The sequence below is a fragment of the Sphingobium sp. B12D2B genome (genome assembly GCF_025961775.1).
In the GTDB taxonomy this organism is placed as follows: Bacteria; Pseudomonadota; Alphaproteobacteria; order Sphingomonadales; family Sphingomonadaceae; genus Sphingobium.
Window position 1 is genome coordinate 1,019,658 of record NZ_JAOQOH010000001.1, and the last position, 12,246, is coordinate 1,031,903.

A 12,246-nucleotide genomic window follows, 5' to 3' on the forward strand; every position below is an offset into this window, starting at 1 on the left:
ATGCGTCTGTCTTATCGTCTTCCGGTTGTGCTCGCCGGCCTGACCCTGCTGTCCGCCTGCGGAGGCACGAGCCTGTTCAACCGTGACCGGCCGGACGAAATGGCTGTCTCCCGCCAGCCTCCGCTGGTCATTCCGCCGGACTTCTCGCTCTCGCCCCCGGCGCCCGGCACGGCGGCCAGCCAGCAGAATCTCAACCAGCAGGCGCTCGAGGCGATGTTCGGCGGCACCGCTGCGCGCAGCGGCGCGGAGACCTCCGCGCTGCGCGAAGCCGGCCGCTCGCTGGCCGAGGTCGGCATCCGCTCGGTCGTTGGCGACCCCAAGACGGAAGTGCTCGAAAAGGGCCGTGTGACGCAGGACATCATTGCCGCGCCCGAGGGTGACGGCCAGTTCGCGCGCGTGGTTGCGTCCGCGCAATAAGGCGCAGCTTATCAGCATGAGTGACGGCGGCGCCCCGAAGGGCAGCGCTGCAACCTTTCCCCTCAGCGGCTCGTTGAGCGGAGGAAAGGAGAGTCACTCATGTCTCACGATATCAAGGATGATTTCTGGAAGGCGCTGGCCGCCAGCCCGGTGCTGATGGTCCGCCGCAACGGCAGCGACGAGCATGCGCTGCCTATGCATGCCTGCCTGGATAAGGATCTCGGCCCGGCTTATGGCGGCGCCGTCTGGTTCTTTACCGAGCGTGACAATCGCCTTGCGTCCGGCGGGCCGGCCATGGCGCAGTTCATGTCCAAGGGGCATGATGTGTTCGCCTGCGTTTCAGGTGAGCTTGTCGAGGAAACCGACGAGGGACTGATCGATCGCTTCTGGAGCAATCCGGTCGAAGCGTGGTTCGACGGCCGCGATGACCCCAAGCTGCTGGTGCTGCGCATGGACCTTGGCGACATCGAAATCTGGACGGCCGATCTTGGCATCAAGGGCCGCCTCAAGCTGCTGACCGGCAGCCGCATCGATCCGCAAGAAGCCGGCGATCACGCGCAGATGCCGGTCTGATCCGTCGGATCAATCCCGCGCGGTCAGGCGCTCGGCGAGCGCCATGGCCGCTGCGGGATTGCGCTCTTTTGCACCGGAAATGAAGTAGGCGAAGACATCGCGTGGCTGCGCGGGCGCTTTGTCTGGCGTGACATAGTTCAGCGCTTCTGGCGCCTGTCCGGCCGCCCATGATTGGGCGATCGCAGCCCATTGATCGAGATCGGCGGCTGCGTAGCCGGTCTCGACCTGTTCATCACTCTTCATCAGGCGGGCATAGACAAAATCGGCGGTCAGATCGGCGACCTGCGGGTGCTCGTCATGGTCCGCAATCACGATGGCGACGCCATGTTGCCGGGCGAGGGCGACGAACTCGGGACAGGCAAAGCTTTGATGACGCACCTCGACGGCGTGCCGGGTGCGAACGCCATCGATCTTATTCGGCAGCATGGCGAAAAAGGCGGCCATGTCGTCGGCATCGAACTGACGCGTCGGGCGGAACTGCCAGAGGATCGGCCCGAGCTTGTCGCCCAGCTCGGACAGGCCCGAGTTCAGGAATTTGCCAATCGATTCGCCGGCCTCGGCGAGCTTCTTCTTCGCCACGCAATATTGCAGCGCCTTGACCGCATAGACGAACCCGTCCGGCGCCGCGTCGCGCCATTTGGCGAAGGTCGCCGGCGACTGGGTGCGGTAGAAGGTGCCGTTGATCTCGATCGTCGCGAGATGATTGACGGCGTAATCCAGTTCCTTCGTCTTCGGCAGATCGCCCGGGTAGAAGGTGCCGCGCCACGGCTCATAGGTCCAGCCGCCGATCCCGGTGCGGATAGCGCCGGCCGTCACGCCCGCGCTCCGGTCTCCTCGATGCCGGTGCTGTTATGGCGCAGCGCCGTCAGCACCGTCTCGACGATATGCGGCGCATTCAGCCGGGCGTCGTCATACTGCTTTTCCGGCTTGTCCTGATCCTGGAACACGTCCGGCAGGCGCAGGGTACGCAGCTTGAGGCCGGCGTCGATGAGGCCCTCGTCGCTTGCGAGAGTCAGCACATGCGCGCCGAAGCCGCCGATGCTGCCTTCCTCGACCGTCACCGCCACATCATGGGTGGTGAGCAGCTTGCGGATCAGCGCTTCATCCAGCGGCTTGGCAAAGCGCAAGTCGGCCACGGTGGTGGAGAGGCCGCGTGCGTCCAGCGCATCGGCGGCCTTGAGCGCTTCCTCCAGCCGCGTGCCGAGCGAGAGGATGGCGACGCGCTTGCCTTCGCGCACGATGCGGCCCTTGCCGATCTCCAGCCGCTCCGGCTTGGCGGGAAGGGGGATGCCGATGCCATTGCCGCGCGGGTAACGCAGCGCGATGGGGCTGCTGTCATGGCAGGCGGCGGTGTGGACCATGTGGACCAGTTCGGCCTCGTCGGCAGCGGCCATCACCACCATGTTGGGAAGAGTGGCGAGATAGGTGATGTCGAAGCTGCCGGCATGAGTGCTGCCATCCGCACCGACCAGCCCGGCGCGGTCGATGGCGAAGCGCACCGGCAGGTTCTGGATCGCCACGTCATGCACCACCTGATCATAGGCGCGCTGCAGGAAGGTGGAGTAGATCGCCGCGAACGGGCGCATCCCCTGCGCGGCGAGGCCGGCGGCAAAGGTCACGGCATGCTGCTCGGCAATGCCGACGTCGAAGCAGCGGTTCGGGAAGGTCTTCTGGAACTTGTCGAGCCCGGTGCCCGAGGGCATGGCAGCGGTGATCGCGATGATTTTTTCGTCGCGCTCGGCCTCGGCCATCAGTGCCTGAGCAAAGACATTGGTGTAGCTCGGCGGGCCGGCGGGGGCTTTGGCCTGCTCACCGGTGACGACATTGAACTTCTGGACGCCGTGATATTTGTCCGCGGCCGCCTCGGCAGGGCCGTAGCCCTTGCCCTTTTGCGTGACGACATGGACGAGCACCGGCCCATCGGCCATGTCGCGCACATTCTCCAGCACGGGGATCAGCTGGTCGAGATTGTGCCCATCGATGGGGCCGACATAATAGAAGCCCAGCTCCTCGAAGAGCGTGCCGCCCATGGCCATGCCCCGGGCGAACTCGTCCGTCTTGCGGGCGGCCTGATGGAGCGGGCGGGGCAGCTTGCGTGCCAGCTTGCGCAGCGCCTCGCGCACCGAGAGGAACTCGCGGCTGGAGACGATCCGCGCCAGATAGGCCGAGAGCCCGCCCACCGGCGGTGCGATCGACATGTCATTATCGTTGAGGATGACGACGAGCCGGTTTCCGGCCTCGCGCGCATTGTTCATCGCCTCATAGGCCATGCCGGCCGACATGGCGCCATCCCCGATGACGGCAATGCCCTTGCCGGGCTGGCCGCTCAGCTTGTTGGCGATGGCAAAGCCGAGCGCGGCGCTGATCGAGGTGGAGCTGTGCGCCGCCCCGAACGGATCATATTCGCTCTCGGCGCGCTTGGTGAAGCCGGACAGGCCACCGCCCTGGCGCAGCGTCCGAATACGGTCGCGCCGGTCGGTCAGGATCTTGTGCGGATAGCATTGATGCCCGACATCCCAGACCAACTTGTCGTCGGGCGTATTGAACACATAATGGATGGCGGTCGTCAGCTCGACGACACCTAGGCCGGAGCCCAGATGCCCGCCGGTCGTGCCGACAGCGGAAATCGTTTCTGCACGCAACTCATCGGCCAACTGCCGCAGTTGTTCGGGGGCGAGCTTGCGAAGATCGGCGGGGGTGCGCACCTGATCGAGCAGGGGCGTCTCGGGCTGGTCCATCATCGGCTCTTATCTAGTGCGTTAACCGGCCATTGTCGAACGGTCATCCAACCTGTGATGATACGCTCATCGCATATTGCGGCAACTGGTCTAAGGGGCAGGGCGCTATGTCGCAGTGCCTATGAGCGCCTCAGGTCAGGCGCATTTGGCGCAGGTGCCCAGCACTTCGATGACGGGACGTTCGGTTGCGAACCCATCTTCTCCGGCAATGCGGCGGACTTCGCTGGTCAGCCTGTCATTGTCGATATGCGTGGCCTCGCCGCAGGCCTTGCAGACCAGGAAGATGCAGTCGTGCAGGCAGCCGGGATGGGCGTTGGCGATATAGGCATTGGCGCTTTCCACCCGCTGGGCGAGGTTGGTCGCCACGAACAGGTCGAGAATGCGATAGATGCTGTTGGGCGCGACGCGCTTCCCCCGCTTCTGCGAGACCTTGTCTGCGATATCATAGGCAGAGGCCGGCTTTTCCTCGGCCGCGAGCACATCGAAAATGTCGCTGCGCATGTCCGTCCACTGCTCGCCCTTGGCTTCGAGCGTGGCGCGGGCCGCAGCCGAGAGCTTGATGCCCGTCGGCTCGGCATGGTTGTGAATATGATGGTCAGCGGTGGCCATGCTCACAATCTAAGCTCTGCTGGCCGACGCCACAAGCCTTGGCGAACGCGTGCGGCGCGCGACGGAGGCTACGTCGGATCGCAGTCCGGAATTTGCATGAAATCCGGCAGCATTGTCGAAAGCGTTTTTGCGAAAATTGACTTCATCCACTTATTGGCCGGCATCATCTCCTTGTTTATCGGCGATTTTTGGACTGGAAATATCTGCAAAGCACTGGTTTTAAAGCAGAAATAGGAATTCTGAGAATTGTGCCTAATTGGCAACACTCCCATCGATTGCGTTATCGATGATATTATCCGCTTGAGTTTGTCCCGGATCGTCGCCTAGCCTATTAGTTAGCTTACTACGAGAGTGTGCCGACAAGGCTGTGTCAGCGACCTGACGATCCAGAATCGGGCTCCGGAAAGTGGGCGGGAGTGCAGTCGTCGGGAGGCGGCTGAGAAAAGGGAGAGGAAACTATGTCTGTAAAAATGGACTCGTTTTGCGTGCGCGCGGCATTGGCGTGCACGACGGCACTGACGGTTCTGTCCATGCCATCGGGCGCGATCGCGCAGCAGACCGATGGCGCTGACGAGCAATCCATCGTGGTCACCGGCTCGCGCATCGTTCGACGCGACTATGAAGCCAGCAGCCCGATCGTCACAGCGGGGCAGGAACTGCTCCAGAACAGCTCGACCGCCGCGCTTGAGACCAACCTGAACAAACTTCCCGCGTTTACGCCTGTGCAGACGCCGGCAATTGCCAGCGATATTCAGCCGACGGCAACCAGCACGCCGGGTGCGGCAACCGTTTCTCTCCGTAACTTGGGCACCAACCGCAACCTCGTCCTGGTCGATGGCCGTCGTGCCACGCCGGCCAACGCTTTGGGCGTGGTGGACATCAATACGATTCCAGCAGCGGCTATTGAGCGGGTCGAGATCATCACCGGCGGTGCTTCGGCGACCTATGGTGCCGACGCCGTTGGCGGCGTCGTCAACTTCATCCTCAAGAAGAACTTCCAGGGTCTTCAGTTCGATACCCAGATGGGCATCTCCCAGCGGGGCGACGGCCGTGAATTCTCGATCAGCGGGATCATGGGCGCGAACTTCGACGATGGGCGCGGCAACATCACCATTGGCCTGTCCATGAACGATCGCGAGAGCGCCCTGCGCCGCGACCGACCGTGGTTCCGTAACGCCTGGCAGGACCCCCGGTTCACCGGCACTGAGTTCTTCCCGGACTTTTCGGGTTATCAGCCGATTGGCGGCAACAACCCCAATCAGGCACTGCTCAACAGTTGGTTCGGAACCACCGTCAACACTCAAGGACAAACAGTCCCGAATGTGGCGGCCGGAAGCCGGCTTTATTTCAATGACGACGGCACGGCCTTCACCGGCTTCTTCCAAAGCCCCACTGGCGGCGCGTCGCGCTTCAAAGGCGATCTGACGGGTCTCAAATGGAAGCGTCAGGGAGATGGCTCGCTCGGCCAGAACTTCCAGGACGAACTGCTGGTTCTGCCGCTCAACCGCTATAACCTCTACGCACGCGGCAATTACGAAATCAACGACTGGATCGGCGCCTTCGCCCAAGGCACGTTCACGCGCGTTCAGACTCACACGGTCCAGCAGCCTTCGCCTTCGGTGAATGGGTGGTCCGCGCTGATCCCGGTGGATGGGCGAGCAATCCCAACGGAGTTGGCACAGGTGCTGGCTTCTCGCGGGAACCCCACGGCGCCGTGGCAGCTCACCTACTATCTGAACTACGCCAATCGTGAAGCGCGTACTGACGTCTTTACCTACAATCTGGTGGCTGGCCTGGAAGGCAAGGTCCCCGGTACGGACTGGACCTGGGAGGCCTATGCGTCCCAAGGTGAATCCGAAACCAACGCCCTGATCACGGGGACGGCCTCGCTCGCCCGCTTCCGCGCTGTCATCCAGTCACCGAACTGGGGCGCCGGTTTCAAGTCGCAGGGCAACGCAGCCTTTGGCGGCTTCGGCGCGGCTTCAGCCACCTGCACGAGCGGCTTCAATCCGTTCGATCCCAATGCGCAGGTTTCGCAAGATTGTATCGACGCGATCCGGGCCGATCTCAAGAACCGCGCGGTCATGCAACAGAGCGTGTTTGAAGCGAATGCTCAGGGCGGGCTGTTCAACCTGCCAGCCGGTCAGGTTCGTGCGGCGGTCGGCGCGAGCCATCGTCAGAATCGCTATGAGTTCCAGAATGACACGCTGACCTCCCAGGGCACGTCCTTCCAGGATCAGGCGATCGGCATCTACCCGAGCGGCAACTCGCAGGGGCTCATCCGCGTGGACGAGTTCTACGGCGAGTTGCTCGTCCCGGTGCTTTCCGATCTGCCACTGATCCGCAAGCTGGACGTGACCGTGGGTGCGCGTAACTCGCACTACAACACGACGGGCAATGCCTTCACGTGGAAGGCGATGGCCGATTGGGAAGTCACCGACTTCCTCACGATTCGTGGTGGCTTCAACAAGGCCGTTCGCGCCCCGAACGTCGCCGAATTGTTCCTGGCACCGCAGCAGACCTTCACGGCTGCCGGTGGCGGCGATGTCTGCCGCCTCAATAACGGCCTAGCATGGTCGGCCAATACTGCGAAGAATTCGAATGCAGCGAATGTGCAGGCAGTCTGCCGAATCCTGATGGATCAGACGATTGCGGGGACGGCTAACACTTTCTACTCGGACCCGGCTTTCTACAATGCCCAGGGCCCGGCCTTTGCGTTCCCGACCCTCGTCGGCAACCCGTCTGTGCAGCCGGAAAAGGCCAAGACCTGGACTCTCGGCGCCGTGCTGCGGTCCACTGCGACCAGCGAGTTGCTGCGTCGTCTGCGGCTGACGGTCGATTACTATAACATCAAGGTCGACGACGCGATTGGTCCGCTCACCCTCGACACTGCGCAGCGCCAATGCTTCGATCCGGTCTTCAATCCGGCGATCGCCAACAATCCGACAGCCGCTGCGGCGACGGCAGCCTGCCAGGCTATCGGGCGCGTGGCCGGCGATGGTGCGTTGGGCAATGTGCAGGTCACCTACCTGAACAACGGACGTTTCCGCACCTCGGGCATCGACGTCCAACTCGACTGGTCGGTTCCGGTGGGGCCAGGCACGTTCAGCATCAACTCCGTATTCAACTATCTGCTCTCGCTGAAATCGGCGCCGTTGCCGGCATCGGCTGGTGCGGCCGGACAATTGGTTGAATATGCAGGCACGCTGGGCCCGGCAGGCAGCGCGGCGATTGCCGAAAACGGCCTCAATCCCGGTTCCTTCCGTTGGAAGATGCTGAACTCGTTCAGCTATGCGGTCGGGCCTGTCACGGTTGGGGTACAGTGGCAGCACCTGCCTGCCGCGAAGTCGATCACCTACACCTCCAACAACGCCACCACTTTTGTCGGGGCGCCCGCTTACGATCTGTTCAACCTGAACGGTTCGTTCGCCGTGACGCGGGACGCGACGCTGCGCTGGGGTGTGGACAATCTGTTCGACAAGGCGCCGCCGCTGCTCGAATACAACACGGGCGCAGCGCTTGGAAATGGCGTGGGTGCCAGCCCGTTCAACGCCTACTTCTATGATATGAATGGCCGCCGCTTCTACCTCGGCGCGTCGTTCAAATTCTGAGGATGACGGACTAAAAGGGGGAAAGAGGGGACTGCCTGCCGGGCATTCCCCTCTTATCTTTGTTTCAGGACAAAGCCGGGGCCGGAGCGGGTCGGGCGAAGAGGAGAGTGGATTATGGTGTTGCGGTCGATCCGGCCTGTGCCGATTGCGGTGCTGACGATGCTTCTGGCGGCGTGCAGCGGCGTCGAGGGGAGCGAAACGTCGCTCGGCCCCGCCGCCATCGATCAGGCGCGGCTTGAGGCGGCTGGCAAGGATGACGACAACTGGCTGACCTATGGCCGCACCTATGATGAGCAGCGCTATTCGCGGCTCACCCAGATTAATGACGGCAATATCGGCGAGCTGAGTCTCGCCTGGGCGCTGGAACTCGATACCGCGCGCGGGCAGGAGGGCACGCCCATCGTGGTCGATGGCGTGATGTACACGTCCACCGCCTGGTCCAAGGTCGTCGCCATCGATGCCGCGACCGGCAAGCAGCTCTGGCAGTTCGACCCGGAGAATGAAGGCTCCAAGGCCGCGCACGCCTGTTGCGACGTCGTCAATCGCGGCGTCGCCGTGTGGAAGGGCCGCGTCTTCGTCGGCACCATCGACGGCCGGCTGATCGCCATCGACGCCAAGACCGGCCAGAAGGTCTGGGAGACCATCACGGTCGACCAGAAGAAGCCCTACACCATCACCATGGCCCCGCGCGTGGTGCGCGACAAGGTGATCATCGGCAATAGCGGCGCGGAACTGGGCGTGCGCGGCTATGTCTCGGCCTACGATACCAATACCGGCAAGCTCGTCTGGCGCTTCTATACGGTGCCCGGCAATCCGAAGGACGGACCGGATGGCGCTGCCTCCGACGCGATCCTGGAGAAGCTGGCCCGGCCGACCTGGTATGGCGAGAATTACTGGAAGCTCGGCGGCGGCGGCACCGTGTGGGACAGCGTGGTCTACGATCAGGAGCTGAACCAGCTTCTCATCGGCGTCGGCAATGGCTCGCCCTGGAACCACAAATGGCGCAGCGCCGGCAAGGGGGACAATCTGTTCCTCTCCTCCATTCTCGCGCTCGACCCGGATACCGGCGCCTATAAGTGGCACTATCAGATCAATCCCGGCGAAACCTGGGATTACACCGCGACCCAGCAGATCATGCTCGCGGACCTGAAGATCGACGGGCGCGACCGCAAGGTGCTGATGCAGGCGCCGAAGAACGCGTTTTTCTATGTGATCGACCGGACGAACGGCAAGCTGATCTCCGCCAAGCCCTATGCGCGGCAGAACTGGGCTGAGGGCATCGACCTCAAGACCGGCCGGCCGATCGAGAAGCCCGGCGTGCGCTATGACAATGGGCCGGCGCTGGTCATCCCCTCGGGCATCGGCGCCCATGCCTGGATGCCGATGAGCTATTCGCCCAAGACCGGGCTGGTCTACATTCCGGCCATGGAGCATCCGCTCGTCTATGGCGATGCCGATCCGTTCGTGATCCATGAGGGGCGCTGGAATACGGCAGTGTCCTTCCTCGATCCGCCGGCGATGCCGGGTCTGCCCGATACCGTGGAAGGGCGCCGCAAGGCCCTCGAATCCATGGTGAAGGGTAAGCTGGTCGCTTATGACCCGGTGACGCAGAAGCCGCGCTGGGAAGTCGAGCGCGACTGGCCGTGGAATGGCGGCACGCTGGCGACCGCCGGCAACCTCGTCTTCCAGGGCACGCCGCATGGCGACTTTGAGGCGTTCAGCGCGGACAATGGCAAGAAGCTGTGGTCCTTCCAGACCCATCGCGGCGTGCTGGCCGGGCCGATCACCTATCGCGTCAATGGCGAGCAATATATTGCCGTCATGGCCGGCTATGGCGGCTCGATGGGCATGGCGAGCGGCACGCCGTTCATGAAGAACAAGATGCCCAATGGCCTCGTGCTGGCGTTCAAGATCAAGGGCAGTGGCAAGCTGCCGCCCTACACGCCGATCCCGCAGCCCGAGCCGACGCCGAGCAACGAGACCTTCACGGCGGCGCAGATCGCGACCGGCCAGAAGGGCTTCTTCCAGTTCTGCCAGATCTGCCATGGCGGTCCGGTCAACCCGAACCTGCGGCGCTCACCGCTGATTGCCGACAAGGATCTGTGGCAGCAGGTCGTGATCGGCGGCGCGCTGGCGCAGAATGGCATGGCGAGCTTCGCGGCCTATCTCAAGCCCGAGGAAGCCGAGGCCATCCGCGCTTATCTCAACCAGCAGGCAAAGGCGCTGCTTGCCGAAGAGAAAGCCAAGGCACGCTGATCAAACTCGACCGCGCAGCAGCATAGGCAGTTGCGCGGTCGGCGGCGGTCGTGCAACTCCTGCTAACGCTATGGTCTAACGATCTGCCCGCAAGGGCGGGTCGCGCGTTGAGGAGAGAGTGATGCCGCCCAAATCCCTGTTTGCCCGCTGCCTGATGGCGGCGTCCCTGATGCTTCTCCCACTGACGGCCAGCCGCGCCGAGGTGAAGGTAGAGCATATCAAGGTCCACTCGCAGGCGGTGGAGGGCAATCTGGAAGGAAACAGCGCCGACCGCGACGTGATCGTCTTCCTTCCGGAGGATTATGCGACGAGCGCCAAGCGCTATCCGGTTGTCTATTTCCTGCACGGCTTCATGGGATCGGCCGAGGGCTATGACAAATATATCGGCTTTGCCGACGCGCTGAACGCCGCCGAGGCCAAGAACCGCCAGGCGATTCTGGTCGTGCCGGATTCCAACTCGCGCCATGGCGGCTCGATGTACTCGAGCTCCCCGACCACTGGCAATTTCGAGCGTTTCATTGCGCAGGATCTCGTTGCCTATGTCGACAAGCACTATCGCACGCTCGCCAAGCAAGAGTCGCGCGGCCTGAGCGGCCACTCAATGGGCGGCTACGGGACGCTACGCATTGCCATGAAATATCCCGGCGTGTTTTCGAGCATCTACGCGATGAGCGCCTGCTGCCTCTCCGCCCGCCCGGTGGATGCAGAGCGCAGCCAGCGCCTCGAAGCGATGAGCATGGATGAAGCGCTCAAGGGCGACTTTGGCGTGCGGGCCGATTTCGCGGCGGCCTCGGCCTGGTCGCCCGCGCCGGACAAGGCGCCCTTCTATCTCGACCTTGGCACGCAAAAGGGCGTCGTCCAGCCTCAGATCATCGCGCAATGGGCGGCCAATGCGCCGCTTGCCATGGCCCCGCAATATCTGCCGGCGCTCAAGAGCCTCAAGGCCATCGCGATTGACGTGGGGGACACGGACACCCTCATCAAGGATAATGGCGATATGGCCAAGCTGCTTGACCGGATGGGGGTTGCGCATAGCTATACCGTCTATGAGGGCGACCATGGCAATCGCGTGCGCGAGCGCTTCCGGGCTTTCGTCCTGCCCTTCTTTGCCGAGCATCTCGCCAAGGATTGATTTCGCGAAAGGCGAGCGCGGCACCGCTCTGGCCACATGACGCCCTGCCCGGTTCGAGACCGGCAGGGCGCGATGTGCGTTGGATGGTCGCGCCTTTCCTTTAGCCGACATGTTTTCTCCCTAACTGTGTGACAGGCGCGCAATTGACAGCGCAGAGATCGACAAAATCGATCTTTGCGTTGAGATTAATCAATTTTGCCTGAACAACAATGATGCCTATGTGCAAGGCGTCAATTCACCAAGAGGAGCAGACATGAGTCTCGTAAACACCCCGATCAAGCCGTTTTCCGCCACGGCCTTCAAGGAAGGCAAGTTCGTCGACGTGACTGAGGCGGACGTGAAGGGCAAGTGGGCCGTCTTCTTCTTCTACCCGGCTGACTTCACCTTCGTTTGCCCGACCGAGCTTGAGGATCTGGCAGACATCTACCCGACGCTCCAGGGCATGGGCGTGGAAGTCTATTCGGTCTCCACCGACACGCACTTCTGCCACAAGGCCTGGCACGACACGTCGCCGGCCATCGGCAAGATCAGCTACTACATGCTGGGCGACCAGAACCACAGCATCTCGAACAATTTCGAGATCCTGCGCGAAGGCGTCGGCCTTGCTGACCGTGGCACCTTCGTCGTGGACCCCGAAGGCACGATCCAGCTGGTCGAGATCACGCCGGAAGGCGTCGGCCGCAACGCTGCCGAACTGCTCCGCAAGATCAAGGCGCTGCAATATTGGGCGAGCCACCCCGGCGAAGTCTGCCCCGCCAAGTGGGAAGAAGGCGAGAAGACCCTCGCACCTTCGCTCGACCTCGTCGGCAAGATCTAATCCTAACAACCCCTCCCCTTCAGGGGAGGGGCAAGGGGTGGGGGCGATGCGCAGCATCGCTCGCGCAGCGACAAGTCGCGGCCTCCAGCCCCA

At 62.9% G+C, this 12,246-nt stretch carries 9 protein-coding genes; 6 read left to right on the forward strand and 3 right to left on the reverse strand.

Annotated elements, in window-relative coordinates; genetic code table 11:
• Together M2335_RS04890 and M2335_RS04895 are read left to right on the forward strand one after the other, a co-directional pair.
• Positions 1 to 417, forward strand: coding sequence for a DUF3035 domain-containing protein (locus M2335_RS04890; RefSeq protein ID WP_181560472.1), 417 nt, complete (start codon positions 1 to 3; stop codon positions 415 to 417).
• 99 nt (positions 418 to 516) lie between these two features.
• Entirely contained in the window at positions 517 to 990 is a 474-nt protein-coding gene (locus M2335_RS04895; protein WP_181560471.1) for a pyridoxamine 5'-phosphate oxidase family protein, read from the forward strand.
• A 9-nt stretch (positions 991 to 999) separates the two neighbouring features.
• Here M2335_RS04895 and M2335_RS04900 read toward each other — a convergent pair whose 3' ends face one another.
• The 3 genes from M2335_RS04900 to M2335_RS04910 all read right to left on the reverse strand — a co-directional run bounded on the left by M2335_RS04900 (position 1,000) and on the right by M2335_RS04910 (position 4,337).
• Positions 1,000 to 1,806, reverse strand: coding sequence for a DUF72 domain-containing protein (locus tag M2335_RS04900; protein ID WP_264593966.1), 807 nt, complete (start codon positions 1,804 to 1,806; stop codon positions 1,000 to 1,002).
• The gene (dxs, locus tag M2335_RS04905) at positions 1,803 to 3,731 is read right to left on the reverse strand and encodes a 1-deoxy-D-xylulose-5-phosphate synthase (protein ID WP_264593967.1); all 1,929 of its coding nucleotides are present in this window, start codon (positions 3,729 to 3,731) and stop codon (positions 1,803 to 1,805) included. Before dxs ends, M2335_RS04900 begins: the two co-directional genes overlap by 4 nt.
• Before the next feature lie 132 nt (positions 3,732 to 3,863).
• Positions 3,864 to 4,337: a Fur family transcriptional regulator gene (locus M2335_RS04910; RefSeq protein ID WP_264571155.1), complete on the reverse strand. Its 474-nt coding sequence runs from the start codon at positions 4,335 to 4,337 to the stop codon at positions 3,864 to 3,866.
• Between the two features lie 470 nt (positions 4,338 to 4,807).
• On the opposite strand from M2335_RS04910, the gene M2335_RS04920 reads away from it, so the two are divergent.
• The 4 genes from M2335_RS04920 (at position 4,808) to ahpC (ending at position 12,153) form a co-directional block, all read left to right on the forward strand.
• On the forward strand, positions 4,808 to 7,948 hold the full coding sequence (locus tag M2335_RS04920) for a TonB-dependent receptor domain-containing protein (RefSeq protein WP_319801189.1): 3,141 nt from the start codon (positions 4,808 to 4,810) through the stop codon (positions 7,946 to 7,948).
• A 114-nt stretch (positions 7,949 to 8,062) separates the two neighbouring features.
• The gene (locus M2335_RS04925) at positions 8,063 to 10,204 is read left to right on the forward strand and encodes a PQQ-dependent dehydrogenase, methanol/ethanol family (protein WP_264573474.1); all 2,142 of its coding nucleotides are present in this window, start codon (positions 8,063 to 8,065) and stop codon (positions 10,202 to 10,204) included.
• A 121-nt stretch (positions 10,205 to 10,325) separates the two neighbouring features.
• Complete coding sequence (locus M2335_RS04930) at positions 10,326 to 11,336, forward strand: alpha/beta hydrolase (protein WP_264593968.1); 1,011 nt, start codon at positions 10,326 to 10,328, stop codon at positions 11,334 to 11,336.
• 253 nt (positions 11,337 to 11,589) lie between these two features.
• Entirely contained in the window at positions 11,590 to 12,153 is a 564-nt protein-coding gene (gene ahpC, locus M2335_RS04935; RefSeq protein ID WP_181560465.1) for an alkyl hydroperoxide reductase subunit C, read from the forward strand.
• Positions 12,154 to 12,246: the final 93 nt, after the last annotated feature.

What these genes read in the sequence shown, in the direction of transcription:
- M2335_RS04930 (WP_264593968.1), top strand. Translation starts at nt 10,326, where the DNA reads ATGCCGCCCAAATCCCTGTTTGCCCGCTGCCTGATGGCGGCGTCCCTG.
- dxs (WP_264593967.1), bottom strand. Translation starts at nt 3,731, where the DNA reads ATGATGGACCAGCCCGAGACGCCCCTGCTCGATCAGGTGCGCACCCCC.
- ahpC (WP_181560465.1), top strand. Translation starts at nt 11,590, where the DNA reads ATGAGTCTCGTAAACACCCCGATCAAGCCGTTTTCCGCCACGGCCTTC.
- M2335_RS04890 (WP_181560472.1), top strand. Translation starts at nt 1, where the DNA reads ATGCGTCTGTCTTATCGTCTTCCGGTTGTGCTCGCCGGCCTGACCCTG.
- M2335_RS04895 (WP_181560471.1), top strand. Translation starts at nt 517, where the DNA reads ATGTCTCACGATATCAAGGATGATTTCTGGAAGGCGCTGGCCGCCAGC.
- M2335_RS04920 (WP_319801189.1), top strand. Translation starts at nt 4,808, where the DNA reads ATGGACTCGTTTTGCGTGCGCGCGGCATTGGCGTGCACGACGGCACTG.
- M2335_RS04925 (WP_264573474.1), top strand. Translation starts at nt 8,063, where the DNA reads ATGGTGTTGCGGTCGATCCGGCCTGTGCCGATTGCGGTGCTGACGATG.
- M2335_RS04910 (WP_264571155.1), bottom strand. Translation starts at nt 4,337, where the DNA reads ATGGCCACCGCTGACCATCATATTCACAACCATGCCGAGCCGACGGGC.